Below are 24,655 nucleotides of genomic sequence, written 5' to 3'. Positions count from 1 at the left end.
ATGGCGCTTATATACTCAGGACGCCTGGAACTTCTGGCGGGCCTGCTGGATTTTCTGTTGTTCGGCCGGCTCGACCTGGTACCAGCCGTTGGACTGCATGGTTGAAAAGATTTTCGACTGAATGGTATGCACGTCGTTCAGAATGTCGAGCATCGTGGTGCGGAGCTGCTCGTTGACGCATTCACCGGCGTACAGGTTGTAGCTGTCTGTCATGTGCTTTTCGCAGATGAGCGAATCCTGAAGGATCTGCTGGTCGGCATAGGTTGATGTGGCCTGGCTTGTTGTGTTCATAAGCTCCTCCTGTTACTGTAAAAATGTGAGCAGGGTATTGCAGTGCTGCTGGTGCTTGCCCGCGTAATCGGTGAGACACTGCTTGATCTGCTGGTTTTGACACATGTTGGACATGGCCTGGTACTTTTTGACCAGCAGCTGCTCCTGACCGATCTGATCCTCCAGGGCCGACAACTCTTTCGATGTGAGATTTGCCAAAATATTACCTCCTGTGGGGACGGCGCGTCAAATCGCCGACCGATAGATTAATACCGGGGGCAGTCCGACAGCCTTGTCGGGCTTCCTCCGGTATTAGTATGGCACGCGCTGGCGGCGCATATTCTCATTATAGTGTTAAATTACCATTACTTATCTTAAAAACGATATATTCCCGCCCCTCTATCTCCTCCGGACTGCCGAAGCAGAAGACCGACATCAGCGGGAACGGCGCCTCCGGCGATACGGGCACCGCCAGATACTCAAACCCGTCCCGTACCGTCATCAGCGCCCCGGTGATGCCCTCGCAGGCGGCGGCAACGCTGGCGTCCGTGAATAAGATGGCAGGATTTGGCATCCGCGTCCAGCCGTCGGTATTCACGGGCTCCTCGGGAGCGGCCGGCGCATTCTGCCCGGAGGCCTCCCCCGATTTGCCCAGCATTTCGAGGACAGGGCCGATCTGCGCCTTCAGGTCGTCAAAATTGAAGCTGAAGGGCTTTTCGGCTTCCGGCGCGGGTTGCGGTTCCGGGGTGGAGTTTGGCGTGGGTGCGGGCTCCGGTGCGGGTGCGGGTTCCGGCGCCGGGGCGATATACGCGGTGTCGGGCATGGGAGCGGCGTTGATTAGCTCCGGCTCCGGGGCGGCATACGTGACCTCCGGGGCTGGCTCCGGTACGGCATAGGTGTTCCCGGGTGCGGCGTATGTGACCTCCGGGGCGGGTTCCGGGGCGGCATAGGTGTTCTCGGGTGCGGCATACGTGACCTCCGACGTCGGCTCCGGCATGGTATACATGATTTCCGGCGCGGGGGTATAATCAAAGTGCGCGGGTTGCCGCTCCGAGCCGATTTCGTCGTGCCGGACTGGTGGCTCGGATATAGGCTCGGCATGGTAAGTCGCCAGCTCCGGCGCGGGGGCGGTGCCGTACGATACCGATGGCGTCCATCCGTCCGGCTCCGGAGCATGGATTTCTCCCGGACTGACGAGGAGGAAGGCCTCGGCACCGCCGTATCCGAGCGACGCCAGCGCGCTTTTTGAAAAGCGCCTTTTCAGGCGCAGTATGCCGGCGTCCGGCGCGACGACGCCGAGCGGGACGTATTTGCCGCCGCAGACCGCGGCAAGGCGCAGGACCTCGTGGCTGACATGGCTGCAGGCGCAGTCAAAAACGGTCATCAGTCCGTCCTGCGAAATGTTGACGCTGCCGACGTTTTGGCCGCGCGCGTAAACAGGAAAGTCACCGAATGTATTCAACATGGTCAGACCCCCAAAGATAGAAAAATCCCCTGCATCATAGATATGCAGGGGAGCGGAGTTGTATGTTTTATTATCGCGTTATCCGACGACGTAGCTGCCGCGGACCAAAACCTTCACGGCGGCGGTCGCTTTCAGGCCGTTGCCCTGGATGGATACCATGTACATATGGTTGGCCTCCAGCGCCCCTCCGGCGGACAGGGTGGAGCCGGACGTGGAGTCCACAAGCGCCGGCGCGCTGCCGGTGGCCGTCGCCGTCCCGATCCGCAGGAGGAGCTCGGTGCCCACGCCGCAGGTCAGCGTCTGATTTTTGTCCAGCGTGACAAGGGTAAAGGCGGACGCCTGCGCCGTCGAGCCGGACAATTTCCCGTCGATATCGGATTTGAAGCTATTGATTTTAGCGTCTAAAGACGGAGAGAGCGAGGCCTCGGCCGCGCTGATGCTGGCGTTAACGTCGCTGATGATCTGCGGCTTGAGCTTGCTTGTCAGATAACTGAGTGTCACGAGGGGGTCGGACTGCGTCCCGAGCGTCGTGGCGGCGAGAATGCTCGCTCCGGAGATGAAGGCCGCGGCGACAACGGCGCCGAGGACGATCAAAAGCTTCTTTTTCAGTTTCATCTTATGTACTCCTCTGTAAAAACCGGCGGCGGGAACATGTCCGCAGCATAAAAAGAACGGTAAGCGCATCATTTATGAGACTAGGGCCGCCCCACGCCGCCGCGGCGTGGGGCGCCCGTTAATAAATCCTTAACTTAGTCCAAAGCTCACGGCGATGGCATTGTCAACCTGGTTCATCAGCCGTTCATCCAGCGAACCCATGCGCTCTTTGAGTCTCCGCTTGTCGATTGTGCGGATCTGTTCCAAAAGCACCACAGAGTCTTTCGTAAGCCCGTAGCTTTTTGCCTCCAGCTCGATGTGGGTCGGAAGGCGCGCTTTGTTTATCTGAGATGTAATCGCTGCCGCGATTACAGTCGGGCTGTGCTTATTTCCCGTGTCATTCTGCACGATGAGCACAGGCCTCAGGCCTCCCTGTTCGCTGCCCACCACGGGGCTCAGGTCGGCGTAATAGATTTCTCCTCTTTTTACTCCACTTATCACACAGCTTCACTCTCCGACGAAGTATAGTTTCCGCGGTTACACAACCTGTCGCAGGTTTGCTGTATGTAACCGGGCTACTATAATTCTTTCACAAAGCAAAACAAAATATACAACCGCTGCCATGGCAAATGCAAAAAAATAACGTATGGCGGGATTTCTCCCGTTAACAGTATATGACGCGGTCAACGGTTTGTCACTATGTTCATGGACAGGATTTTTATTCAGTCGGTCAGATATACGCGGGGGACGCGCGGGGAAACGGCGCAGAGCAGCTCCCAGGAGATCGTCCCGGCGAGGGCGGCCTGCTCCTCGAGTGAAATATACGCGCTGCCGTCGCGGCCGAAAATCGTTACCGCGTCGCCGACCGCGGCGTCGGGGATTTCGGTGACGTCAACCATGCACATATCCATGCATATCCGGCCGACCTGACGCGCGCGCCTGCCGCGGATCAAAACGTCCATTTTGCCGGAGAGGACGCGGTGCAGGCCGTCGGCGTACCCGATGGTGACGACGGCGATTTTCCGCCTTCCCGGCGCGGTGTAGATCCGGCCGTAGCTCACGGTGTCGCCCGCTTCAAGCTCCTTGATCTGCGCGATGCGCGCCTTGAGCTCCATGACGGGCCGGAGCTCGATCCCGCCCGTTTCCTTGTCGGGATAAAGGCCGTAAAGCATAATCCCCGGGCGAACCATGTCGCCATAGCTCCAGTCATAGTTTATCATCGCGCCGCTGTTGGCGCAATGCTTTATTGCGAATTTGATCCCGGCTTTATGTTCAAGGCGTTCTACCAGCGCTTTGAAATCGCCGTACTGCTTTTCTGTAAAATCGTCGCCGCAGACGTCCGATATGGCAAAATGCGTGAAGATGCCCTCGGGGTAAAGCCCGGGCAGCTTCAGGGCGAGGACCATTTCCTGCCCGGGGTCGCGCCCGCCGTGGCAGATAAAGCCGAGCCGCCCCATGCCGCTGTCGGCCTTCAGATGTACCTTCAGCTTTTTTCCGAGCCTCAAGGCCTCCTGTGAAAATTCCTCCGCCATGGGGAGGCTGTAGACCGTTTGCGTCAGGCCGTATTCCAGGAGCCTGGATACAAGCTGGGGCGGCGTGTAGCCCATAATGAGGATCGGCAGGGTGATCCCGTTTTCCCGGAGGCTCAGGGCCTCGTCGATGCACGCCACGCCCAGGTAATCGCACTGCAGCTCCTGCAGGCGCTCCGCAACGCGGACGGCCCCGTGGCCGTAAGCGTCCGCCTTGACAACGCCGAGAAAGCGCGTGCCCTCCTTGAGCCGCGCTCTCATCGCCTTATAGTTGTGCTCGATATTTTTAAGGCTGATTTCAGCCCATGTTCTCATTTGTGTGTAGTCCATGTCCATGATATGTTTCCTTTGTTGGCTTGATCTTTAGGTAGGTTATTCGACGGCGGCGTTTTTAAAGACGCAGGCAATCACCAGCCTGCCGCCGTCGCTGAGCTCCGCGCGGATGGGGAGCTGCGTTTTGACGTCGAACCAGGTCCGCTGAGAAACGGTCTCGGTGACATCCGTGGAGACGGCCAGCGCCTGGTCGTCTCCCAGCTTTTCATAATTGCAGCCGGAGATGTAGCCGGTCTCCCACTGGGAGATGAGCACGGGAACGGCTTCCGCGGGGGACAGTCCGTCGCCCGTCAGCGGGCCGGTGTCCAGATTGGCGCCGTCGTAGGAGATCGTCCCGCCGGAGACGGAGACCTCCGCCTTCAGCCCTGCCACCTCTTTCGGGGCCGAGATGACAACGGTGCCCCTGTCGGCATTCCCGGAGTACGTCAGGGTAAACTGATAGGTGCGGTCATCGTAGTTGGCCGTTACGTCCGCCGTCATGTCGATTTTGGTCGCTTTCAGCAGATTTGCCCGGATATCCAGCGCCAGCTCCTGCCCGCCGCTTTTTGCGGCGCTGCAGGCGGAGAGGAGAAAGAGCAGCATCAGCGGTATCATTCGTGCAAGTGTTTTCACTTGCCTCAACGGTATATCACCCCATTACGCAGAAGATATAACGGTCTTGATTGCCTCGGGCAGCATGTCGATAATGCGGCCGGCCGTCACGGAATACTCGCCGTAACGCGCTTGGCACAGGTCGCCCGCCAGTCCGTGCAGATAAACGGCGGCCAGCACGGCGTCCTTCAGCGGGAACTTCTGCCCGACCAGGGCGGCGATCATGCCGGCCAGCACGTCACCGGTCCCGCCTTTGGCCATGGCCGGCCCGCCGGTGGTGTTGACGCAAACGGCGCCGTCCGGCAGCGCGGTGATCGTGCGGTGGCCCTTCAAAACGAGGATGCAGCCGTGCGAAACGGCAAACCGGCGCGCCTCACTGAGCCGCGCGCCGCCCTCCGCATTGCCGCCCAGGCGTTTGAACTCCCCGGCGTGAGGCGTCAGGATGACGGGGGCCAGTGCCTCGTCCAATATATCTATATTCCCGCTGACGGCGTTTATGCCATCGGCGTCGAGGACCACGGGGACGGCGGCCTCCTTGAGGATGGCGAAGACGATCTCCCGGGCCGCCTGGGACCGCCCGAGTCCCGGCCCCACAAGGCAGACATCCGCCTTTTTCAGCCGGTCGAGGATCGGGTAGACGGCCAGCCCGCCCAAAGACCCCTCGGCCGTGCAGGGGAGAGGGAAGGGCATCTCCTCGTCGCATTTGACCGCGGCGATGTTATAAATCGTCTCCGGCACGCCGAGAGAAACGAGACCCGCCCCCGCCGCGGAAGCGGCGCGCGCCGCCAGCACCGGCGCGCCCGTAAAGCCGACGCTGCCGGCAATGATGAGGTCGCGCCCGTAATCGCCCTTGTGGGTGTCCGGCCGCCGGCGCGGCAGGGTGATCTCTCCGGCCGTCACTGCGCGGCAGTCCGCCTCGGCTTTGTCCAAAAGCTCCGCGGGGATGCCGATATCGGCAATGCGGACGCTGCCGCAGCAGGTGCAGCCGGGCTCCACGAACTGGCCCGGCTTCGGCAGCGAAAACGTGACGGTGACGTCGGCCCCGACGGCTTCTCCGAGGATATTCCCGGTGTCGGCCTCCACGCCGCTGGGGATGTCGGCGGCGACAACGGGCGCGGAGGCACCGTTTATCAGCCGGACGGCGTCCAGCGCGTCGCCGCGCAGCGCGGTGTTCAGGCCGATGCCGAACAGCGCGTCGACAATCACGCCGCAGTGATTGACATAATATTCAACGTCCGCCGCGCCGGCGTAATCCTCGAGGACAGCGCCGTCCTCATTGAGGCGCCGTTCCATTTCCGCCGTGTCGGCCGTCATTTTGTCGCGGTTGCCCGTTAAAAACACACGGACCTTGACGCCTTTTTTTAAAAGATATGAGGCGGCGGCGACTCCGTCGCCGCCGTTATTGCCCGGGCCGCAGAAAACGGCCGCGCATTTGCCGGCGGCCGGTCCGGGTTCGGAAATCAGTTCCAGAGCCGCCTCGGCCACCTGCCGCGCGGCGTTTGTCATCAGGAGCGTCGACGGCACGCCGAGGATATCGATGGCGTACCTGTCCAGCGCGCGCATCTGAGCCGCATTGAGGAGCTTCACGCACATGCCCTCCCATCGAGACAAGGTTCAAGCTTGTTTCATTATATTTCAATTCCTTATTTTAGTCAATTTTTTGTTGCCTTAAATAAAATAGTATGGTATATGTAATAGATAGCAATAATAAGTACGGCTTTGATCGGGAAAATAGTGCGTCTGAGCGATACAGAGAGGGGCTGCCGCCGGCTGAAAGCGCCCTGCGTTTCAAAACACTTGGTTCGCCCGTGAGCTCCGGCCAATTACCGGCGCGTTGTCGCGTTAAAGACTGCTGAGAGCGGCTTGAGTTATGCCGAATCAGGGTGGTACCGCGGGAGGTCTGCGCCTTTCGTCCCTATATGGGGCGGAGGGCTTTTTTTAATACCCACCCCCCGCCCAATAAAGGTATAGGGGCTGCGCCCCTATGACCCTGCCGATGGGGCTTCGCCCCAAACCCCATTCGGGGCTGCGCCCCGGCCCCCGTTTCGGGGCTGCGCCCGGGCCCCCGTTTCGGGGCTGGGCCCCGGCCCCTGTTTCGGGGCTGTGCCCCGGCCCCTGTTTCGGGGCTGCGCCCCAGACCTCCGGCGTTGTCATTCCCGCGAGGCGGGAATCCACGTTTTCCCCATCCCCGCGGTATGACAGACAGGACGACCGAAGGCCGCCTCTGCAGCACAGCGGATCAACACATCACCATTGATATAGATTCAGGAGTGAAAGACTATGAAAGAACAGCTGGAAAAGTCGAAAACCGAGGCCATGGCCGCGTTGGCGGCGGCGAGTGATACCGCCGCGCTGGAGGCCGTGCGCGTCCGGTTTTTAGGGAAGAAGGGCGAGATCACGGCCATCCTCAAGCAGATGGGCGCGCTGTCCGCCGAGGAGCGGCCTGTTATCGGGCAGCTGGCCAACCAGATCCGCGCCGCGCTGGAGGAAGCCATCGAGGAGCGGGCCGCGCTGATCGAGGAAAAGGAGCTGGCCGGGCGGCTTGTCAGCGAGGCGCTGGACGTGACGGTCCCGGGGACGAAGGTCTCCATCGGGCACCGACATCCGATGTCTATCGTTCTGGACGAGGCGAAGGACATTTTTATCGGCATGGGCTTTTCCATCGCCGAGGGGCCGGAGGTGGAGCTGTCCGTTTACGATTTCGACAAGCTGAACATCCCCGTCGGCCACACGGTGCGCGAGTGGCACGACACGTTTTATATCACCGAGGACGAATCGGTCCACCTGCGGTGCCAGACGTCGCCGGTGCAGGTGCGCGTCATGGAATCGCAGGCCCCGCCCATCCGCATCATCTCGCCCGGCCGCGTTTACCGCAAGGACGAGGTGGACGCCACGCACTCGCCCATGTTCCATCAGATCGAAGGGCTCGTGGTGGACAAGGGCATTACCATGGGGAACCTGAAGGGCACACTGAACATGCTGGTTGAAAAGCTTTACGGCGCGGGGACGGCCACGCGCTTCCGGCCGCACCACTTCCCGTTTACGGAGCCGTCCTGCGAGGTCGACGTGCAGTGCTTCAACTGCGGCGGCTCCGGCTGTCGCGTCTGCAAGGGGGAGGGCTGGATCGAGTTGCTCGGCGCCGGCATGGTACACCCGAAGGTGCTGGCCGGCTGTGGCATCGACCCGGACGTGTATTCCGGCTTTGCCTTCGGCATCGGCCTGGAGCGTATGACGCTCCTCCGATACAGCATCGACGACATGCGTTTGATCTTTGAAAACGACATGCGGTTTTTATCGCAATTTTAAAATACCCGCCCACCCGCCCCAAGAGGTATAGGGGCTGCGCCCCTATGACCCTGCTGATTGGGGCTTCGCCCCAAACCCTGGCGGGGCTTCGCCCCGGACCCCATTGGCATTCCCCTCCGGGGAAGGTGGTACGGTGAAACCATGACGGATGAGGGGCCCCCGTCAGCCTCCCTCGGACGAGAGAGGTGGCATTTGCAGAGCAAATGACGGAAGGAGAGATACACGGCACTTAGCTGCGCCGTATCCCTCCCTCAGTCGCCCGCGGGCGACTGCATCCCTCGTTTGAGGGAGCCTTAAAAGGAAGGAAGATTGTAATGGATTTATCGCGCAAATGGCTGTCAGCCTATACAGATATCACGGCGTTCTCCAAGGAGTATGCCGATAAAATGACGATGTCCGGCTCCAAGGTGGAGCTGATCCGGGAGCCGTCGGAGGAGATCAAAAACGTCCTCGTCGGGCAGGTCAAGGAAATTTACAGGCACCCCGACTCGGACCATATGTGGGTCTGCCAGGTGGATGTGGGCCAGGCCGAGCCGATCCAGATCGTCACCGGCGCGCAGAATGTGAGGGCCGGCGACCTGGTGCCGGTCGCCATGCACAAGTCATTTCTGCCGGGCGGCAAGAAGATCGAGAAGGGGAAGCTCAGAGGGCTGGTGTCCAACGGCATGCTCTGTTCCCTCGGCGAGCTGGGCCTCGACAAGCATGATTTCCCCTACGCCGAGGAGGACGGCATCTTCATCCTGCAGGAGGACTGCAAGCCGGGCGACGATATCAGGCCCGTCATCGGCGCCGACGACAGCATCGTCGAATTTGAAATTACCAACAACAGGCCGGACTGCCTGTCCGTCATCGGCCTGGCCCGCGAGAGCGCCGTTACCTTCGGCACGGAGCTCCATATCCCCGAGCCGAAGGTCAGGGGCGGCAGCGGCGATATCGCGGAACAGCTCGCCATAGAGATCGAAAATCCCGACCTTTGCCCGCGCTACACCGCGCGGATGATCAAAAACATCAGGATCGAGCCGTCCCCGAAGTGGCTGCGCCAGCGCCTGCGCGCCGCCGGCGTGCGGCCCATCAACAACATTGTCGACATCACCAACTACGTGATGCTGGAGTACGGCCAGCCGATGCACGCCTTTGATTACGCCTGCCTCGACGGCGGCAGGATCGTCGTCCGCACCGCGCGCCCCGGCGAGACCATCCACACGCTGGACGGCACGCCCCGCGCCCTCACGGCAGATATGCTCGTCATTGCCGACGCGAAAAAGCCGGTGGGCGTCGCCGGCGTCATGGGCGGCGAGAACAGCGAGATCACGGAAAATACAAAATACGCCGTCTTCGAGTCCGCCAGCTTCAACGGCATCTCCATCCGCAAAACGGCCATGGCGCTCAATATGCGCACCGACGCGTCCTCGCGCTTTGAAAAGGGCCTCGACCCCGAGAACACCTTCCGGGCCGTGCAGCGCGCCTGCGAGCTGGTGGAGGAGCTGGGCGCCGGCGAGGTGCTGGACGGCGTCGTCGACATTACGGCAAAGCAGTATCTCCCGAGAACGCTGCAGCTGGAACCGGAAAAAATCTGCCGTCTGCTGGGCGCCGAGATCCCCGCCGGGTTTATGATTGAAACGCTCCAAAAGCTCGGCTTCACGGTCAGCGGCGAAACCGTCACCGTCCCGTCCTGGCGCGGGGACGTGGAGCATTACTCGGACCTTGCCGAGGAGGTTGCCCGCTTCTACGGTTATAACGTCATTGCGCCGGCTATGTTCGGCGGCGAGACGGTTGCCGGCGGCCTCACGGAAAAACAGGCGCTGGAGCGCCACGTGGGTCAGGTCCTGCGCGGTATGGGCTTTTCGGAGATTTACACCTATTCCTTCATCAGCCCGGCGGCCTATGATAAGATTAAATTGAATAGTGATTCAATTTTAAGAAAAAGCACGGTCATCCTCAATCCGCTGGGCGAGGACACCAGCGTCATGCGCACCACCGCGCTGCCCTCCATGCTGGAGACCCTGGCGCGAAACATGAACTACCGCAACCAGAATGTTCGCCTGTACGAGATGGCGAAGGTCTATCGTCCCTCCGGCGAGACCCTGCCGGACGAGCGGCTCATCCTCACCCTCGGCGCCTACGGGAAAACCGATTTCTTCGCGGTAAAGGGCTGCGTGGAGGCGCTGCTTTGCGACCTGCGCATCCCGGACGTCCGGTTTGAGGCCGACCGCGGCAATCCGTCCTATCATCCTGGCCGTTGTGCCGCCGTCTATTCCGGCAAGACGGTAATCGGCGTTATCGGACAGATCCACCCGGCTGTGGACAAGACGTACGATCTCGGCGAGACCTATACGGCGGAGCTCGATTTTACCACGCTTTTGACCTGCCGCGCGGCCGAAGGCAAGTATGCGCCGCTCCCGCGCTTCCCGGCTGTGGAGCGCGATATTGCCCTTGTCTGCGACGCCGCCGTTACCGTCGGGGCGCTGGAGGACTGCATCAAGCGCGGCGGCGGCGCGCTCCTCCGTGAAGTGGAGCTGTTCGATATCTACACCGGCAGCCAGGTGCCGCAGGGCAAAAAGAGCGTGGCCTTTGCCCTGAAGCTCCGCGCCGACGACATGACCCTCACCGACGAGCACGCCGACGAGGCCACAAAGAAAATCCTGGCGCTCCTGGAGAAGGAAACCGGCGCCGTGATCCGGTAAAACATAAGACGCATTACTATGCGTTTGACGCGGCGGCGGGCGGTGGAAAGGTCCGCCCCCCGCCCCGCGACTTTTTTGAAAATGCCGTTTTTTTGGATTGACAACCGCAGTCGGTATGCTGTATAATAACCTTCGCCTATATGAGGCGGACAAACGCTGGTGTAGCTCAGCCGGTAGAGCAGCGCATTCGTAATGCGCAGGTCGTCAGTTCGAGTCTGACTACCAGCTCCAAGAAAAATCCTGTGATTGCAATAGTCACAGGATTTTTTGCTTTTTCATAGATTTATCAGATAGCAGTAAGATAAGTTCGCGGCAGAGGCACTTCACCGTCGGTTCGCAAAGGCGGCTCAATAAACAGATGAGGCCAACTGTTCCGGGCATACCAGTGAATAAAAAAAGTAGGATCATCCCTGATCCTACGCAATGTCAGCTGTTGTTATGAATCTTTGTTTTGCGGTTTGCTTGAAAGTATACAATTTTTATGTCGCTTGTAATAGTATTCTGCTATCATTCTGCCCGGCAACACTTTACTGTAGGGGAGGGTACATGTCTTATTGGTACACTCTGAACAGCTTGAAGGCAATTTCGGATCGTTTGCGGATTTCATAAACCTGCTTCCTTGTGTAGTGATTGACTGATAATACTCTGTTTTCCATAAATAAGCAAGAAAAAAATATAGCCAGATTTACGACACAGGTAAAGCTGGCTATATTTAAGAAACAGGTAATATACGTTGAAGCTTATCCTAAAATCCAATAATTGATAAGGCACTCTGTGTTACTGCTGTCGGTGTTGTGTGTCCCATCCTTTATATCATCGGCGGAGTTAAAAATAAGAAGGCTGTTACCGAAGAATCAGAATGTGAGAAATTCAATTGACAATGGTACCATGCGCATCAATGGCGGAGAGGGTTTTGGCGGCACCGCTTGTTATACGCCGTCAAAAAGATTGAGCTGCTGTGCTTCGGGGGCCGGACGGTGTGCAAAGGTACCTTCGTCTTCAAGGAACTGCCTGGATATGTCTGAAAGAAAGGGGGACGGGGACGGGGAGGTCAGGAGGATGAGCTCGTCCTGCGCCCTTGTCATGCCGACGTAAAAAAGACGCCTTTCCTCACTCGGGTCGCTGTCGCCGCCGTGTCTTTTGAAAGGAATCAGGCCTTCGTTCAAACCACACAGGAAGACAACGGGGAACTCGAGGCCCTTTGCCCCGTGCAGAGTCATGAGCGAAACCGCGTCGGGAGAATAGACCCGGCCGCCGCTCCGCACCAAATCTGCCTCGCGACCCAAAACAAGGTTTTGAAGAAAAGCAGGCATGTCGTCATGCAGAACCGCTGTGTTGAGAAGCAGCTCCATGGACTTGAACTCAGACAGGGCGTTGTCGCCGATGAAGGCTTCAATCAGCTGGTACGGCTTTCCCTTGCGGACGACGGGCCCGTATTTCTGCAGAAGCTCCGTAAACCTTTGAAGACCTTCCGGGGCTGGGGACGGGCAGGACGCTTTAAGGATATCTAATAAGGACGGGAGGCTTTTTTCCGCTTCGGCGAAGCTGCCGAGAAGCTTCTGGACGTCGTCCGTACGGCAGGAGGCCAGGGTTTTAAGGCATGTCCCAAGCGACATCAGATCGCCTGGACTCAGCAGGAAGCGGAAGAAAGCGGTCGCCTTTTGCACCTGCGCGTCCGCAAGGAGCTCGTTTTGCCCGGCCACCGTATACGGTATGCCCTCTTTCAAAAGGCACTGCTCCAGGATTTCCGCCTGGCGGTTCACGCGGTACAGCACGGCAATATCGGAAAAGCCCCTCGGATGCTTTGCGGCGGCTCTTTTTTTGCCCGCGGCAGGCGACACGTGCGCGTCAAGCATGTCGATACCGCCGACCAGACGGTTTATCTCCTTGGCCACAAACAGCGCCTCCGAAAATTCGTCGGCCGCGTTAAGAAGGCGCGCCCTCGCGCCGCTGTCCCTGTTCGCATTCAGAAGTCGAACGTATTCCCCGGTGGTTCTTTCCTTCGAAATAACCGATTTGGCGCAATGAAGAATTTCCGGTGTGGAGCGGTAATTCCGGGTGAGGCTGACGTGCCGGATGTTTGAAAAGTCCTTTTTAAACTGCTCGAAGTAACGGGGGGCCGAGCCCCGGAAGCCATAAATGGACTGATCGGGGTCGCCGATGATGAAAATACTTTTACAGCCTTTGCTCCATTCCCTGATTATGCGATACTGGATATCGTTTAAATCCTGGAACTCGTCCACGAAAAGATGGGAAAAGGCGCTTAAGAGAGGCTCGCCGCCGCTGTCGTCCGCCTCAGACAGCCCGAGCGCTCTCAGCAGGATGTCGTCGTAGTCAAGAACCCCGTATCGTTCAAGCTGCGCGCAGTATAGGTCATATACCTCCTGTGGGATATCCGGCGCTTTACCGGCGGCAGACGCGCCGTTTTTGATCAGAGAAATCCCGCGGAGGACCTCCCGGGGGGAGCTTTTCACGCCAAGCCTTTTCAAGATGTCTTCGACAATGGACAGGGCGTTCATTTCATCGATGACCGTGACGGTTTCCCCGCCGTTCCGTTCGGACAGGAGCTTCAGGGATATGGCGTGGAAGGTGCCGATACGCATAGCCTGCACGGTACGGCTGTCCCCAAAATGCGCCGTGAGGCGCTCGCGCATCTCACGAGCGGCCTTGTTCGTAAAGGTGACGGCGGTGATCTCGGACGGAGGTACGCCGCATTTCTCGATGAGGTGGATCACGCGGCTGACGAGTGTTTTTGTCTTGCCCGTTCCCGGCCCGGCAATGACCGTGACGGCGGGCTCCGAGGCGGAAACCGCTTCCCATTGCTCCGGGTTCAGGCCGTAGGGCGGGGCCTCCAAAGCCGCCCGGAGGCCATCCTCCGCGCCACTTTTCGTCTGGCTGTCCTCCGCGTCCGGTGCGGGAACGGCGACCTTTTTATTCCGAACCTTTTTTGGTGCCGGCGGTACGTCCTTTTCCTCGCCGCTGAAAAAGCACAGCTGGCCGGAAAATGAGCCTATTTCGTTCCTGTCCAGGATTTTGATTTTCCCGTATTCCCCGTCGTATCCGGGCAGAATTTCCACTTTGCCGCGACGGAGCCTGCGGATGCCCTCGGCAACAAGCGGGCCAGCCTTGCGCTCAATGTCACACAGCGCCGCTTCGCGGAGGATAAAAAGCTCCGGACCCAGGTTGTGCAGCAGGTCTATGTACCGCTCCTGGACCTTCACGCTCGCGGCGGTGAGCCCTGTCGATGCGGCAATCACCTCCGGGAGCGGCACAAGGCTTTCAAAATGCTTCGCCGCCGGGGGGACGAAGCCCTCGTCCCGGTCCGAAAGCGCCGTGACCCTGTGAAGCACGCCCACCGTAATCCTGCCGCCGCATACAGGGCAGAGCCCCCCAGCGGCTTCGGTTTCCGAGGGCAGAAGACACACCTTGCAGTTCCGGTGCCCGTCGCAGTGGTATTTTCCCTCCTCGGGGAAAAATTCGATCGTGCCGTAAAACTCCTGCGTATCGCGGTTTTGAAGCGCCCTTGCGATTTGCGGATATGAGAGGGCCGTATCAAAAATGTTTGCCTCCCTGGCAAGCTTGGAAGGAGAATGGGCGTCCGAGTTTGAAACAAGCGTGAAGGCGTCCAGGGCGGAGAGCCGCCAGTTCATCGGCGGGTCTGAGGAAAGCCCCGTTTCAAGCGCGTGGATATACCCCATCAGGTCCTCAAAGCACTCTTCGATCGTGTCAAAGCCCGAATAGGCCCCGAACAGCGAAAAATGAGGCGTCCAGATATGGGCGGGGATGAAGATTGCGTCCGGACACACGTCAAGGGTTATTTCCAGAAGATCCCGCGCGTCAAGGCCGAGGATCGGCCTGCCGTCGGAATGGAGGTTCCCTATGGCTTCAAGCTTATGGGAGAGGGCTTCCGCCTCGCTGATGCCGGGGAGAAGGATCAGGCTGTGGATCTTCCGCACCCGTCCGTTCTTTTTATAGATGGAACTGATTTCACCGGTAACGATGAACCTGGGCTTAGAATCCGGCCCGGCGAGGCTGTCTTCCCTGCGGTATTCATCCCTCAGCTCATAAAGCCCGTCCCCCTGGAGGACGAGCTTTTCCTGGAGCTCTGCCCGCCAGGCCGGATGGGTAAAATCCCCCGTCCCGATGAGATCCAGGCCTTTCCGGCGCGCCCAGAGCTCCAGAGCCTCCGGCACGCAGTCTTTGCTTGTCGCTCTGGAGTACTTTGAATGAATGTGAAAATCGGCAATAAACATAGCTATACACCCGCGTTTGATTAATTCACATTTATCATACCACAAAACGCTTCTTCCTGGCAGCCTTAATTCATGGGGAAGCTGTTACGGCGCCATTTCAATTCATATCATTCATTGAAGCCTCATAATACTGATAACTAGGAGGTTATTATTATGAATGAGCATTATCCATTTGTGAATCCGCCCCTGCCCTATGCCTATGACGCGCTCGAGCCGTATATTGATACAAAAACGATGCATCTGCACCATGACAGGCATCTGCAAACATATGTAAACAACCTCAACGATGCGCTTAAGGAGCATCCGGAGCTGCACAGCTGGACGCTGGAGCAGTTGGTTTATAACGCAGACAGGCTCCCGGCGTCTATCCAGCAATCCATAAAAAACAACGGCGGCGGGGTTTACAATCACATTTTTTATTTCGACGGCATGTCGAATTCCGAAGCACGTTCGCAGGCCGGAATGCTGTATACGGCGATCGTAAAGGAGTTCGGGTCCGCTGAACAGTTTTATGAGGCGTTCAAAAAGGCGGCGCTGTCCGTATTCGGCTCCGGGTATGCGTGGCTGGTCGTCGACAAGGACGGGTCGCTCAAAATCGTGACATCGGCCAACCAGGATACACCCATCGCGCAGGACCTGTGCCCGGTGGCGGCGATTGACGTTTGGGAACACGCATATTATCTGAAGCATTATAACGAGCGGGCGGCCTATATTGACGACTGGCTTCACGTCGCCGACTGGAAGCATGCCGGCGCGCTTTATGAAAAATGCATCGCGGGTATGCAAAGATAAATCGATAGTCTGAAACAGGGCATAAACCGCAACAAGGCGAGAAAAAATCGCCTTGTTGCATCTCCTGCCTGCAATATGACGCTGCTTTATGACGCGTCGCTGTCTGTTTTATTTTCTTGGACGACCGGTTCCGTGGGCTCACGGCCGGTCGTTTTATATTTTGAAGAGAGTGCATACCGCATGGCTTCCAGGTTCTTTTTTTCAAGCTTTTCATCTTCTGTCATGGAACTTCTGCTTTGTAAATCCAGAATTTCGCGGTAAGAATACAATTTTATCACCTCGGACCAGTTTATGTCCATGATATCAATATCGTGCTCAAAGATATTTTTTTCGGGCAGACAAGCATAGAAGCTGGGAACAGCTCCGAAAAAACCCTTGCAACCCAAAGCTGCGAATGTTCAAGGCCGATATGGTAGATAGCAACCGTGTAAAGATGTATCATTGACACATCAAGTCCAGGGAGGGGCAGAAAATGACGTTAGGTGAAAAGCTGCTTTATTTAAGAAAGAAGAAAGGGTTATCACAAGAACAGCTCGCGGCGCAAGTAACTGTTTCGCGTCAAGCAATATCTAAATGGGAGCTGGGCGAATCTTTACCCGATACAGAAAATATTGTTCAGCTGACTAAAATATTTGCTGTTTCAGCAGATTTCTTACTCAACGATGAAGTTGACATCCCCAATGCCTCAACAGAAAACGTCAACCAAGAGAAAGATATTATTCAGTCCTTGCTTGAAAAAGAGGTTAAAGATGAAGCTGATCGATTCGCCCTAAAAGCGTACAATCAAAAGTCGAAAAAAAGAACATGGATGCCGATTTTGTTTTCGGGCCTGACGATTGTTCTGATTGCTGCTGTCTACCTTTTATTCTTTAGGTAGTTCTGGTGTATGGTTTGTGCTGCCGATTTGCGGGTGAACCATGGGGACGAAAACCATGCAGGTTAAAGGAGCGGGGGCGCAGAGCGCCCCCATTCCGGCGAACACCATCCCGCAGTGTGGGGCGAAGGGCATTTTTGCCAGGGCCAGAATTTGCCCCTTTGGGTCGGCTTTGGGGTATGTGGCGAGGAAAACCACACTTACCGCAAAAAAGGGTCCAATGTGGGGTCAACCGCCGGAGCTGGATTATGTCAACACATTTGAAAGCATAAAGAAAGGCCACATCAGCCGAAACTGTGTGGCCTTTAAATTGATTATGATATTCTATATTCTTGCTGTATTCTTAATTACGATATAATCTTTATCGCGGCCAATTGTTCATCAGAAAATAGGAATTCAGCATTGTTTGTATTAACTTGTAAGTTAATATTCGATTCCATTTTAAACCAAATGATGCAACCCGATTCACTAAGTTGCAAATATACATCTGCTTTATTATCAATAACTTTCAGTTTTGGAATTCCCGTAACTGACCTAATGTCTTTGGCTAAAGTGCACTGGTCATTTTGAACAATAGGCGGGTAAATACATTCTAACTCCCCCATTATTGAATTGTCATTAACCCATAACATTGCACCAATGCCAATCTCGTAAGCCTTACAGTTATCGTCCATAAAGTTTGTAACAATGTTAAATGTTTTTATTTCGTCAATATACGATGTCTCTATGTTCGCAAATGAATCGTGAACTATCTCTATTAATTTAATCAACTATTTCACTCCTAATCTTTAAAATTGATAGGTTGAACACCAACAATTTCTTTTGTAGTAGGATTAACATATACTTTTGTTCCAGTAGTTGGATTTACATACATTACACTACCAGGTTGTGCTGGCTGCGGTTTGTTTGCAAGAGCATCAATAATATCATCTGGCATAATGTCCTTTCTGCCAGATTTAAAAAGACTATTCTCTGCATGTTGATTCATCTTAAAAGTCTGTCCATTTACTTCCACACCTTCATTTATCCAGCTATCAAATGTAGATCTTCGAGTAGCCCTTAGAGCCGCATCTCCTTCGGCACTATACACTTTCGCAGCCTTACCCGTTCCCTTTATAATCGTCCCTTCTGTTAAAGCTGCTTCCTCCATCAAAATTATTGAATATGCTCCAAATCCAGTAGCTATGCCGAGCAAGCGTTCTTCCCAAGATTCAGGACCAATCATATATTTTAAAAAACTCTGCTGTATGTCATCCTCACCATATCTAACATAATATTTGTTTATAGTAGGATTTTCAAGAAGTGCCCAAGTATATAAAGATGCGCCATCCAGTATAGGCTTGGGATATCGGCCGCCATCCGCGCTCATGCCGAACGGATCAACCAGAGAGATCGGATTCCCATTGGCATAAGCATAGTTATTCAGCGTGGGACTATCGGTGATCGTCCCCTTGTACGTATCCGCATTGACAAAGCGCATGAGCTCCGGTGAATAGTACCGGGCGCGCATGTACTCCAGACCGTTGGAATCGGTCATAACTCCGTCTTGGCCGTTGTACAAGAACGGGGTCTCGCTTGCCCCGGTGTGGCTGTCCGGTTGTCCATAGACGCTATAGGCATACGTATCGGTTACAGCGCCGGCCTGATTGGTGATCGCCGTCGTGCTGCCGCGGTAGTCGTAGTGGTAGACACTGTAGCTGCCGGTTTGATTTTCCGAGCCGATGAGCCCGAGACCGTAGACGTAGTAAACCGTGTTGCCATTTGAGTTGATGCTCACGAGCATCCGGCTCAGGCTGTCCGTTGTGTCATAGACATACTTCGTCGTAACGCCGCCGACAGTCTGCGCAATGCGGTTGTTTTCGGCGTCATAGGCATAGGTTGTCCCGCCGGCCGAGATGAGCCGGTTGCCCGAATCATAAGTAAAGCTCGTATCAGCTCCGCCGAGCGGCGCGCTGATCATATTGCCGTCGGCATCGTAGGATACAGGCTGCCCGTTATAGTCTATGAGCCTGTTATTGACATCATAGGCCATCGTGCTGGGGGTGACCGTATAGGTGGAATTGCCGGAAGAACTGTCAACAGGGGAGACGGGCGTGCTGTCTGAAACGGAATAAGCTGCGCCGACGTTATAGGCGGCTGTGCTGTTCTGGTTGGAATAGGTAATGTTGCCGGCGTCATCGTATGTATAAACGCTGTCGCTGGACGTATCCGTCTTACTCGTCACTCGATTGAGCGCGTCATACGTCATCGAAGCCGCATTTTCGGCTGTGATGTTGCCGTTTGTGTCATAAGTGTAGGCATAGCTGTTGATTACCAGACCGCTACTGTCGATATCAGCGGCGGAAATAAGCCGTTCGGCATCGTCGTAACCGTTGGTCTGCGCGCTGCCATCCGGCCTGATGGTGGCAATCAAATTTCCGGCGGCGTCATAGGTATAGGAGGTTGTTCTGCCTGCCCAGTCCTTCACGCCGGTCATGCGGCCCAGCGCGTCGTACGTATAGATCACTGTCTTGCCGTCTGGGTAACCGATAGCGGTTTGATTCCCCGCGGCGTCATAAGTGTATTGTAATACATTCCCATTGACGTCGGTATATTTTGTCACGCGGTTCAGCGCATCAAACTCGCGAGAGATGGTGTTGCTTGGGTCCGTCACCGCCAGGATGTTGCCATTTTTATCATACGTGAATGACGTCGTCCCCTCGGTATTGGTAAAGCTTATGATTCTGCCTGCGTTGTCATATATGTAATCACATTTTTGCCCGCGCGCATTTGTAAGTTCTGAAATCAGATTCAAGGCGTTGTAAGTATAGCTGATTTTACCGCCTGAGGCTGTGGATTCTGACGCCAGACGGTTGGAAGTGTCATACGTGTACGTAATTGAACCGCCGTTCGGATTCGTTACCGAAGTGATGTTGCCGTCGTCGTCATAAGTCTGAGAACTGGTATTGTTAAGGGCGTCGATTGCTGAGATGATCTGACCTTTTGTATTGTAGTTGTAGATGGTGACATTGCCCATTGGGTCGGTAGTCGCAGTTAACCTACCGAGGGAATCGAAAGTATTTTGCGTCGTGTTGCCCAAGGCGTCGGTTGATGATGTTTGCAAATTTAAAGCATCGTACGTGTATAATATTGATTTTCCATTTGCATCGGTTACTTTTGTGATGTTTCCATTGCCGTCGTAAGCGACGTTCGTCATATTACCTAGAGCGTCCGTCGTCGAACTGAGCCTGCCGACGCTGTCATAATCGTAAGATGTTGTATTTCCACGGGCGTCTGTTACTGACAGCAACTTTCCTGTCGGGTCATAGGCATAGGTCGTCTTGCTGCCCAGCGCGTCTGTCATGCTTGTTCGGTTATTGCCCGCATCATAGGTATATGTAGTGACATTGCCGTTCGGGTCGGTTTTTGACAGTTGATTGCCAAATTGGTCATATGTATAGGAGGTGACATTGCCGAGCGGGTCGGTGACGCTCAGCAGATCGTCTGCGGCGTTATAAGTATATGCCGTAACATATCCGAGGGCATTTGCTGTACCGGACAGCTTCCAGCCCGAGTTATAAGAATACGCTGTTTCGTTTCCGGCCGGGTCGGTTTTCGTATTAACGTAATAATTAGGATAATACGTATACTTTGTCACGCCGCCGCCCGGCGCTGTGACCGTTGAAACATTGCCTGCCGCGTCATAGGTATATTTTGTCGTTTTGCCCGCTGTGTCGATTTTAGTCAGGATTTTTCCGGCGGCATCATGAGTGGTGTTTGCCGTGCCGCCCTGTGCGTCCGTAGTCTGGGTCAACCGATCTTCGCCGTCATAGGAATAAGATGTCGTGTTGCCTTTGGGATCGGTAACGGATGTGACCTTTCCGTTGGCGTTATATTTGTAGGTGGTTACATTGCCGTTGCCGTCAGTCTTCGTAAGTACATTCCCGCGGCTGTCGTATGTATATGAGACGGTATTGCCCAACGCATCAGTTTTGGACAGTAAATTACTGTTGGCATCATATGAATATTTTGTGACGTTGCCCTTGGCGTCTGTTATCTGGATAACCCGGCCCGCCTCATCGTATGTTAAGTATGATTTGCCGCCGTTTGAGTCTGTGATCGTTGTCGGGAGACCGTCGGTATATGCAACGAGGTATTTGATTGTCCCGGCATCCTTTTCGGTAAGCTGACCGTTTATGTCGTAGATGTATGTCGTTACCATACCGCGCTCATCGGTCAGGCTGGTGAGACGGTTGGCGCTGTCGTATGTGCGTGTGCTTTGGCTGCCGTCCGGATTCGTTTGGGTCAGGAGGTTTCCTTGCGCGTCATACGTATAGGATGTTTGGGCACCTGTAGCATCGGTCGCGGTCAAAACCTTGTTCTGTGTGTTGTAAGTCTTGGAGACTGTGTTATTCAGCGCATCCGTCTCGCTCGTCACATTTCCGTTTGCATCATATGTGAACAACGTTGTATGTCCGTTCTCGTCTGTTACGGAGATCAGTTCGCTCAAGCTGTTAAACGTATTTTTACGCGTCTTTCCGTTCCTGTCCGTAATGGTGACGGTGGTCTGGCCGTTAACGCTTGCCGTACCGTAGCCGAAGCCGGTATTTTTGTTCCCGGACACTCCGTCGTCCTGAACTGAGATTCGGCCGCTGTCATCGTAAGTGTCAGTAAAGAAACGTACGCCGTCTCCGTCTGTTCCGGTGACTACATGCCCATACATATCATAAGTATATGTCGTGCTTTTACTGTTTGGGTCGGTAATAGACGTCAGACAGCCGTTAGAATCATATACAAATTTGACGGTACGGCCCATCTGATCATAAACGCTGGAGACCTTGCCGCCGGCGTAAGTGACGGTGAGCGTTTTTTCTGATACAGGTTCCGTAATAATCACATTACCGGACGCATCGTGCGATATATCCAAGGCTTGTCCGGTCCGGTTCTCAATTTTCGCGAGAGTTCCGGACGAATCGAATAAATACTTTTTATCGTTATTGCAATTGAGCGAATAGTGACCGTCAGAATTTTTTGTCAGAATAAAGTTTTGCCTGCCGATATCGGTGCATGTAAACGTTGTGCTTGTTGTATCGTTTCTTGTGAAATCGCTGTATGATCCCGGCGTCCAGAATAAGCGTATTCTGTTGTCGTCCTGGGGCACCATATATATTTCATATCCGTTGCTCCAGCCGGGCCCCATGGTGCCGGATGTCAGTTGGCTGGAGGAGTATGCGAGATCAAAGGACAGATTTTGAGCGCCGTTTAAAGTGATGACGGAATTCGTCATTTTATGCGCTCCTATGGCGGTGTCAACAGGGTCACCGCAGTACTGTAAATAAAGCAGAAGATATGAATAGCTATGAGGATTATAATAGAATTTAGGACTTGTGTTATAAAAAGCATACTCGGCGATTTTTGTGAATCCGTCAAAATATACACTTTGCAGACTTGTGCACCCCTGAAAAGCACAGTAGTCTATCTTGTAAACACTTGCCGGAATTTCTATTGTTTTGAGTGATCTGCAATATGCAAAAGCACTTGATGGGATATATTGAATACCAAAACCCAATGCAATAGATATAAGTCCGCAATAATTAAATGCACCATCATCCATCCTGACGCTGCCGGGAAGAGCGATTGAGGTAAGACCTTTACAAGCTTCAAATGCCTGACGGCCGATATATATACCATCCGGTATATTAATGCTGGTCAGTGCTGAATATGCAAAAGCCAAGTAATTTAGACTTTTAATCGTATTGGGCAGGGTTACGTTAGTAACACTCTTTTCCAAAAAAGCCTCATCCCCGATAATCGTAACAGTTTTACCGTCAATTTCAGAAGGAATAGACACGGTTTTATCAGTGCCGCTGTAATTTGTTATTGTAATTGTCCCGTCGCCGTTATCTGTATATGTATAAGGGCCGCTTGTGACAGCGTTAGCAGAGGCTGCCGTCGTTTCCGGTATGTCAGGCAGACTTGGCTCTTCAGGCAAATCCGGTACATCAGGCTGGTCAGGCAATTGTGGAAGACTGGAATTATTTTCGGTACTGTCGATGCGCTTGGCAGCTGAGCTCGTATTTGCCGCTTCTGCCTGAACCATACCAAGCTTTAAGGAATATCCAAATGGCATTAGCTGTGAGAGCAGGATGACAAGAGTTAAGAGTACAGAAATCGCCGCTTTAGTTTTTTTCATTTTGAGACGTCCTTTCTGCTTTATGTGTTTCGCTCAATTAACCCATTTGCGAGTTGCCCAAGGACTGACCGCCAGACTAATATCAACCTTATATTACTATTAATGTAATTTGCTGTCCATGGTACCTCCGATCAGTTTTTTAAAACCGTAAATGGCACCAGGCCCACTATACGATGATACCCGATCTCTCGGATAGGGCCATGATGGGTCGTTCCGCAATAGATACCAGGGGTTTTGCGTGATAAGCTGCTCTCTGAAAAAAGGGCAAAAAAATACCAGGGTGTCAGTCCCTGGAATCCTTCGAGTTTCTACTTGTCACTAACGGGAAGCTCTGCGTCTTTGAAGATCAGATCATCAACATCTCTATTGTCATTTTCGTCTTTAAAGATGTAATAATATAATGCTTCGTTTTCTTGCTTAGAAATTAACATGAATACTCCTTTCTTGATTATCAAATTATTATATACTGAGAATTGAATAATTGCAACAGAAATTGTGTTAATTTTTTGTGAACGGCACCGGCGGCTGTAATTTTATCATTGCAGCCGCGGCTTCTTTATGCAAAATAAGAGACGAGAAAAGATATGTAAGCCCATATTTGAAGGCTAAGATGACTTGAACCCGAACTTGCCCTCTTTGTTGCAAAGATCGCTAAATACGGATGTCGTGAGCATGGATTTGCTCAGCTCGTTCAGGAAAATACTGAGGCAGACAAAATCTTCTTTACTGAGCGCGGTGTAGAGATAATTGGTTATTGCCGCTATCATTGCGTTCAATTCACAGGGGTTCATAGTATCACCCATATATCGTATGCAACTGAGCAAAATTCGCCAACGCCTTTCCATTTTGGCTGATTCGGGGTATAGTCATGTAATGAGCGTTTGCTGTAAAACGTCAAAGGAGAACCGCTATGCGCATACTGATCGACGCGGACGGGTGCCCGGTGGTGGACATTACCGTGTATCTGGCCGGGAAATTCAATATCGAATGTCTCATTCTCTGTGACACCTCGCATGTTTTTGAGAAGGAGGGGGCTAAGACAATGACCTTCTCAAAGGGGGCCGACAGCGTGGATTTCGCGCTTGTCAATCTGCTGAAGCCCGGCGATATCGTGGTAACGCAGGATTACGGCCTGGCGGCCATGTGCCTGGCCCGGGGGGCCGTGCCGTTAAGCCAGGACGGCATGGTGTACTCGGATGAAAATATCGACGCCCTGCTCCTGGCCCGCCATACGGCCCGAAAGATCCGCAATGCCGGCGGGAGACTGAAGGGTCCGGCCAAGCGCACGGCAGAGCAGGATAAAAAATTTGAAGACCGCCTATTTAAGCTGATTCAGGAGAGGGTTTAAAGCGGGGGTGAGGATGCATATTGATGCCGCAATATAGTTAGTTTTAGTTATGTTTAGATTTATTTGATTTGATTTTATTGTGTTTATATATAAGAGTGCGGGGGCGCAGGGCTTTAAAACGTCATAAAACGACTAAAATAAAAGCCCCGTATTGACAGCGGCGAACAGTTTTTGTTAACCTATAGCAAAGTTCATAAAGCTTCGAGATTTTCCGGCTAAGGGGTACTATGCCGGTTGATCCTGAGTATAACTCACAGGGCGGCGACGGAAACGTTGCCGCCTCCCATGACGCAGGGGATATCCTGCCAGGAAAGAAGCCTGTAATTTTGCTGATAAACGAATTTCAGGCGCTTGACGAGTCGAGCGCTTTTTTTATTTATACGGCAAAAATAACGCGCGTACAGTGCGCTTATGATTTCAGGCATCGGGCTCCGCCCGGATGCC

The 24,655-nt window shown here is 54.3% G+C and carries 18 protein-coding genes, 1 tRNA gene and 1 riboswitch; of the genes, 7 read left to right on the top strand and 12 right to left on the bottom strand.

Annotated elements, in window-relative coordinates; all coding sequences use genetic code 11:
* Positions 1-15: 15 nt before the first annotated feature.
* From BUB60_RS06125 to BUB60_RS06090, 8 genes are all read right to left on the bottom strand, one after another.
* Positions 16-291, bottom strand: coding sequence for a spore coat protein (locus tag BUB60_RS06125; protein WP_073076776.1), 276 nt, complete (start codon positions 289-291; stop codon positions 16-18).
* A gap of 12 nt (positions 292-303) precedes the next feature.
* Positions 304-489: a spore coat protein gene (locus BUB60_RS06120; RefSeq protein ID WP_073076775.1), complete on the bottom strand. Its 186-nt coding sequence runs from the start codon at positions 487-489 to the stop codon at positions 304-306.
* 127 nt (positions 490-616) lie between these two features.
* Positions 617-1,735 carry a hypothetical protein gene (locus tag BUB60_RS20105; protein ID WP_073076774.1) on the bottom strand — a complete coding sequence of 373 codons (1,119 nt, stop codon included), beginning with the start codon at positions 1,733-1,735 and terminating at the stop codon, positions 617-619.
* Between the two features lie 78 nt (positions 1,736-1,813).
* Positions 1,814-2,350 carry a hypothetical protein gene (locus BUB60_RS06110; RefSeq protein WP_084726294.1) on the bottom strand — a complete coding sequence of 179 codons (537 nt, stop codon included), beginning with the start codon at positions 2,348-2,350 and terminating at the stop codon, positions 1,814-1,816.
* Between the two features lie 129 nt (positions 2,351-2,479).
* Positions 2,480-2,830 (bottom strand): type II toxin-antitoxin system PemK/MazF family toxin, encoded by a 351-nt coding sequence (locus BUB60_RS06105; RefSeq protein WP_073076773.1) that lies wholly within the window; start codon positions 2,828-2,830, stop codon positions 2,480-2,482.
* 221 nt (positions 2,831-3,051) lie between these two features.
* Positions 3,052-4,194: an alanine racemase gene (gene alr, locus BUB60_RS06100; RefSeq protein ID WP_242941162.1), complete on the bottom strand. Its 1,143-nt coding sequence runs from the start codon at positions 4,192-4,194 to the stop codon at positions 3,052-3,054.
* 36 nt (positions 4,195-4,230) lie between these two features.
* On the bottom strand, positions 4,231-4,803 hold the full coding sequence (locus tag BUB60_RS06095) for a hypothetical protein (RefSeq protein ID WP_159435355.1): 573 nt from the start codon (positions 4,801-4,803) through the stop codon (positions 4,231-4,233).
* A 24-nt stretch (positions 4,804-4,827) separates the two neighbouring features.
* Positions 4,828-6,369, bottom strand: coding sequence for a bifunctional ADP-dependent NAD(P)H-hydrate dehydratase/NAD(P)H-hydrate epimerase (locus tag BUB60_RS06090; RefSeq protein WP_073077040.1), 1,542 nt, complete (start codon positions 6,367-6,369; stop codon positions 4,828-4,830).
* Between the two features lie 693 nt (positions 6,370-7,062).
* Here BUB60_RS06090 and pheS point away from each other — a divergent pair.
* The 3 genes from pheS to BUB60_RS06075 all read left to right on the top strand — a co-directional run bounded on the left by pheS (position 7,063) and on the right by BUB60_RS06075 (position 11,003).
* A complete protein-coding gene (gene pheS / locus BUB60_RS06085) occupies positions 7,063-8,088 on the top strand; it encodes a phenylalanine--tRNA ligase subunit alpha (protein ID WP_073076771.1) in 1,026 nt (341 codons plus the stop codon).
* A 314-nt stretch (positions 8,089-8,402) separates the two neighbouring features.
* Complete coding sequence (gene pheT, locus BUB60_RS06080; protein WP_073076770.1) at positions 8,403-10,772, top strand: phenylalanine--tRNA ligase subunit beta; 2,370 nt, start codon at positions 8,403-8,405, stop codon at positions 10,770-10,772.
* Positions 10,773-10,927: 155 nt separating this feature from the next.
* A tRNA-Thr gene (locus BUB60_RS06075) sits at positions 10,928-11,003 on the top strand.
* Positions 11,004-11,701: 698 nt separating this feature from the next.
* Here the strand turns inward: BUB60_RS06075 and BUB60_RS06070 are convergent.
* Entirely contained in the window at positions 11,702-15,025 is a 3,324-nt protein-coding gene (locus BUB60_RS06070) for a UvrD-helicase domain-containing protein (protein ID WP_073076769.1), read from the bottom strand.
* Positions 15,026-15,178: 153 nt separating this feature from the next.
* Between BUB60_RS06070 and BUB60_RS06065 the strand changes: the two genes are divergently transcribed.
* On the top strand, positions 15,179-15,817 hold the full coding sequence (locus BUB60_RS06065) for a superoxide dismutase (RefSeq protein ID WP_073076768.1): 639 nt from the start codon (positions 15,179-15,181) through the stop codon (positions 15,815-15,817).
* An 86-nt stretch (positions 15,818-15,903) separates the two neighbouring features.
* Here the strand turns inward: BUB60_RS06065 and BUB60_RS20100 are convergent, their stop codons facing one another.
* Positions 15,904-16,116, bottom strand: coding sequence for a hypothetical protein (locus tag BUB60_RS20100; protein WP_207650761.1), 213 nt, complete (start codon positions 16,114-16,116; stop codon positions 15,904-15,906).
* A 173-nt stretch (positions 16,117-16,289) separates the two neighbouring features.
* On the opposite strand from BUB60_RS20100, the gene BUB60_RS19535 reads away from it, so the two are divergent.
* Together BUB60_RS19535 and BUB60_RS06050 are read left to right on the top strand one after the other, a co-directional pair.
* Positions 16,290-16,694: a helix-turn-helix domain-containing protein gene (locus tag BUB60_RS19535; protein WP_084726292.1), complete on the top strand. Its 405-nt coding sequence runs from the start codon at positions 16,290-16,292 to the stop codon at positions 16,692-16,694.
* 55 nt (positions 16,695-16,749) lie between these two features.
* Positions 16,750-17,049, top strand: a complete 300-nt coding sequence (locus BUB60_RS06050) for a hypothetical protein (RefSeq protein WP_143162281.1) — start codon at positions 16,750-16,752, stop codon at positions 17,047-17,049.
* On the opposite strand, the gene BUB60_RS06045 is transcribed toward BUB60_RS06050, so the two are convergent.
* The gene (locus BUB60_RS06045; protein ID WP_073076765.1) at positions 17,039-17,461 is read right to left on the bottom strand and encodes a hypothetical protein; all 423 of its coding nucleotides are present in this window, start codon (positions 17,459-17,461) and stop codon (positions 17,039-17,041) included. The two genes, BUB60_RS06050 and BUB60_RS06045, sit on opposite strands and share 11 nt — an antisense overlap.
* Before the next feature lie 11 nt (positions 17,462-17,472).
* Positions 17,473-22,863, bottom strand: coding sequence for a leucine-rich repeat protein (locus BUB60_RS06040; protein ID WP_073076764.1), 5,391 nt, complete (start codon positions 22,861-22,863; stop codon positions 17,473-17,475).
* A 910-nt stretch (positions 22,864-23,773) separates the two neighbouring features.
* Here BUB60_RS06040 and BUB60_RS06030 point away from each other — a divergent pair.
* Complete coding sequence (locus BUB60_RS06030; RefSeq protein WP_073076762.1) at positions 23,774-24,211, top strand: YaiI/YqxD family protein; 438 nt, start codon at positions 23,774-23,776, stop codon at positions 24,209-24,211.
* A 187-nt stretch (positions 24,212-24,398) separates the two neighbouring features.
* Positions 24,399-24,544: riboswitch (molybdenum cofactor riboswitch) on the top strand.
* The last annotated feature ends 111 nt before the right edge of the window (positions 24,545-24,655 follow it).

This window comes from Sporobacter termitidis DSM 10068, from assembly GCF_900130065.1.
In the GTDB taxonomy this organism is placed as follows: Bacteria; Bacillota; Clostridia; order Oscillospirales; family Oscillospiraceae; genus Sporobacter; species Sporobacter termitidis.
The sequence above is the reverse complement of the archived record's forward strand: the minus strand, read 5'-3'. Positions and strand labels throughout refer to the sequence as shown.

What these genes read in the sequence shown, in the direction of transcription:
- alr (WP_242941162.1), bottom strand. Translation starts at nt 4,194, where the DNA reads ATGGACATGGACTACACACAAATGAGAACATGGGCTGAAATCAGCCTT.
- BUB60_RS06070 (WP_073076769.1), bottom strand. Translation starts at nt 15,025, where the DNA reads ATGTTTATTGCCGATTTTCACATTCATTCAAAGTACTCCAGAGCGACA.
- pheS (WP_073076771.1), top strand. Translation starts at nt 7,063, where the DNA reads ATGAAAGAACAGCTGGAAAAGTCGAAAACCGAGGCCATGGCCGCGTTG.
- BUB60_RS06050 (WP_143162281.1), top strand. Translation starts at nt 16,750, where the DNA reads ATGCAGGTTAAAGGAGCGGGGGCGCAGAGCGCCCCCATTCCGGCGAAC.
- BUB60_RS19535 (WP_084726292.1), top strand. Translation starts at nt 16,290, where the DNA reads ATGACGTTAGGTGAAAAGCTGCTTTATTTAAGAAAGAAGAAAGGGTTA.
- pheT (WP_073076770.1), top strand. Translation starts at nt 8,403, where the DNA reads ATGGATTTATCGCGCAAATGGCTGTCAGCCTATACAGATATCACGGCG.
- BUB60_RS06110 (WP_084726294.1), bottom strand. Translation starts at nt 2,350, where the DNA reads ATGAAACTGAAAAAGAAGCTTTTGATCGTCCTCGGCGCCGTTGTCGCC.
- BUB60_RS06125 (WP_073076776.1), bottom strand. Translation starts at nt 291, where the DNA reads ATGAACACAACAAGCCAGGCCACATCAACCTATGCCGACCAGCAGATC.
- BUB60_RS06065 (WP_073076768.1), top strand. Translation starts at nt 15,179, where the DNA reads ATGAATGAGCATTATCCATTTGTGAATCCGCCCCTGCCCTATGCCTAT.
- BUB60_RS20100 (WP_207650761.1), bottom strand. Translation starts at nt 16,116, where the DNA reads ATGGACATAAACTGGTCCGAGGTGATAAAATTGTATTCTTACCGCGAA.
- BUB60_RS06030 (WP_073076762.1), top strand. Translation starts at nt 23,774, where the DNA reads ATGCGCATACTGATCGACGCGGACGGGTGCCCGGTGGTGGACATTACC.
- BUB60_RS20105 (WP_073076774.1), bottom strand. Translation starts at nt 1,735, where the DNA reads ATGTTGAATACATTCGGTGACTTTCCTGTTTACGCGCGCGGCCAAAAC.
- BUB60_RS06040 (WP_073076764.1), bottom strand. Translation starts at nt 22,863, where the DNA reads ATGAAAAAAACTAAAGCGGCGATTTCTGTACTCTTAACTCTTGTCATC.